Raw genomic sequence first — 2,944 nt, forward strand, 5'->3', positions numbered from 1 at the left:
AAAATACTATGCATGCATAGTATTTTTTGTTATATTTGTGTAAATCACAACTTATAACACAATGGAACACAAAAATATTGAAAGAGTTGAAAATATTGACCTGATTTTAAAGTCTACCTGGCTCGCAGTTTCAAAAATGTATTCTGAATTTGCACAGGATCACGATGCTACTGCTGTTCAAGCACTTACCCTTTTAAAAATCGATCCGAAAGAAGGAACCAGAAGTACCAATTTAGGTCCTAAAATGGCCATTGAACCTACCTCTTTAACAAGAATCATCAAACTTTTAGAAGATAACGGCTATATCTACAAAGAAAAAACGCCAACCGATAAAAGAGAGGTCATCATCAAACTAACCGATAAAGGGCTGAACAGCAGAAACCTTTCAAAAGAAGTGGTGGTGAATTTCAATAAAAAAGTAGTTGAAAAAATTTCTGCAGAGAAAATGGAAATTTTCAAGGAAGTAATGCAGGATATTCTAAAAACCGCAAACGACTTAAACAATAAAAATAAAGCATGAAACCGAAAGGTTGCCTCTGCAAAAAATAACTAAAATTTTAGAGATGAAAAGAAGAATCAAACATGTTACGGTTCTTGGTTCAGGAATAATGGGTTCGGGTATTGCAGCACACTTTGCCAATATTGGTGTTGAAGTGCTTCTGCTCGATATTGTTCCCTTTGAACTTACGGAAGCTGAACAGAAAAAAGGCTTAACCAAAGAAGACAAAGCCGTACGAAACAGAATTGCCGCTGAAAATTTCGAGAAATTGAAGAAAGCAAGCCCGGCACTACTCTACTCCCCGAAATTTGCCGACCGGATCACCGTTGGAAATTTCGATGATGATCTTAAAAAAATCAAAAACACCGACTGGATTATTGAAGTGGTGGTTGAAAGACTCGACATCAAAAAATCAGTTTACGAAAAGATTGAACAGTTCAGAAAACCCGGAACTCTGGTATCTTCCAACACTTCCGGAATTCCCATCCACTTCTTAATTGAAGGAAGAAGCGAGGATTTCAAAAAACATTTCGCAGGAACGCACTTTTTCAATCCCGTAAGATATTTACCGCTGCTGGAAGTGATTCCAACTGCGGAAACAGATCCGGAAATCGCTAAATTCTATATGGATTTTGGGGCTAAATTTCTTGGGAAGACTACAGTTTTAGCAAAAGACACACCTGCATTTATCGCCAACAGAATCGGTGTTTTCTCCATGATGAACCTTTTGCATGAAGTAAAAGAGTTAGGTTTAAATGTTACCGATATCGATAAACTGACAGGTCCGGTAATCGGCCGTCCGAAATCTGCGACGTTCAGAACTGCAGATGTGGTTGGTTTGGATACTTTGGTTCACGTGGCCAACGGTGTCCGCGAAAGCGGTGTTGAAGCCAATGATTTCAACAACGTATTTTCACTTCCGGAATACATCCAGAAAATGGTGGATAATAACTGGTTAGGTTCCAAATCGCAGCAGGGTTTCTACAAGAAAGTTAAGAATGCAGAAGGAAAATCCGAAATCCACGGCCTGAACCTCAATACCATGGAGTACGAACTTCAGGGCAAATCAAGCTTCCCTACCCTTGAACTGACTAAAAACATCGACAAACCGATCGACCGTTTCAAAGTGCTGATTGGTGGAAAAGACAAAGCCGGCGAATTGTACAGAAAATCTTTAGGAGCACTTTTCGCTTACGTGTCACACAAAGTTCCGGAAATTTCTGACGAAGTATATAAAATCGACGATGCAATGCGCGCAGGTTTCGGCTGGGAAAACGGACCGTTCGAGATTTGGGATGCAGTAGGCGTTCAAAAAGGAACCGAACTGGCTAAAGAAGCCGGTTACGAAGTTTCTGACTGGGTTAAAAATGTTGAAACGTTCTATAAAGTTAATGACGAAGGGCAGAGTATTTTCTTTGACAAAAACTCAGGAAACTACTGCAATATTCCGGGACAAGAAGCATTTATCATTCTTGATAATATCAGAAAAAACAAAACACTTTGGAGCAATTCAGGTTCTGCCATTCAGGATTTAGGCGACGGAATCATCAATTTCGAGATCCGTTCCAAAATGAATTCCTTAGGCGGTGAAGTTTTAGATGGTCTGAACAGAGCAATCGACTTGGCTGAAAAAGAATACGACGGTTTGGTAATCGGTAATCAGGGAGCTAATTTCTCTGTTGGAGCAAATTTAGCCATGATTCTGATGATGGCGATCGAACAGGATTGGGACGATTTGAATATGGCGATCGCTTACTTCCAGAAATCCATGATGAGAGTTCGTTACTCTTCAATTCCTGTTGTAGTTGCTCCGCACGGAATGACTTTGGGCGGTGGTTGCGAAATGACAATGCACGCTGATAAAGTGGTTGCAGCAGCTGAAACTTACATCGGTCTTGTTGAAACCGGCGTTGGAGTAATTCCTGGTGGTGGTGGTACTAAAGAGTTTGCATTAAGAACTTCAAGAGAATTCCACAGTGACGATGTTAAGAATAACCGTCTTCGTGACGCCTTCATGAACATTGCAATGGGTAAAGTAGCAACATCAGCTTACGAAGCTTACGATATGGGAATTTTAGAAAACCATAAAGACATTGTAGTAGTAAACAAAAACACGCAGATTCTTGAAGCTAAAAAAGTAGCAAAACTGATGGCTGACCAAGGTTACACGCAACCGATTGAACAGAAAGTGAAAGTTTTAGGTAAAGACGCATTGGGTATGTTCTACGTTGGAACAGACCAGATGCTGACCGGAAAATTCATTTCCGCACACGACAAACTGATTGCCGACAAATTGGCCAACGTTTTGGTCGGAGGAAATCTTTCTGAACCAACTGTTGTAACAGAACAATATCTATTGAATCTTGAAAGAGAAACATTCTTACAGCTTTGCGGCGAAAGAAAGACTTTAGAAAGAATTCAGTACATGCTACAAAACGGAAAACC

General features: G+C 40.1%; 2 protein-coding genes. Both read left to right on the forward strand.

Annotated elements, in window-relative coordinates; genetic code table 11:
• Positions 1–61: 61 nt before the first annotated feature.
• Positions 62–520, forward strand: a complete 459-nt coding sequence (locus V5N63_RS10950; RefSeq protein ID WP_332033975.1) for a MarR family winged helix-turn-helix transcriptional regulator — start codon at positions 62–64, stop codon at positions 518–520.
• A 43-nt stretch (positions 521–563) separates the two neighbouring features.
• Positions 564–2,944 (forward strand): 3-hydroxyacyl-CoA dehydrogenase/enoyl-CoA hydratase family protein (locus V5N63_RS10955; RefSeq protein WP_332033976.1); only part of this gene is annotated, 2,381 nt, incomplete at its 3' end.

The sequence above is a fragment of the Kaistella sp. genome (assembly GCF_032060305.1).
In the GTDB taxonomy this organism is placed as follows: domain Bacteria; phylum Bacteroidota; class Bacteroidia; order Flavobacteriales; family Weeksellaceae; genus Kaistella; species Kaistella yananensis.

Bases quoted from the DNA above. Each gene is read 5' to 3' on its own strand.
- V5N63_RS10950 (WP_332033975.1), top strand. From the start codon at position 62: ATGGAACACAAAAATATTGAAAGAGTTGAAAATATTGACCTGATTTTA.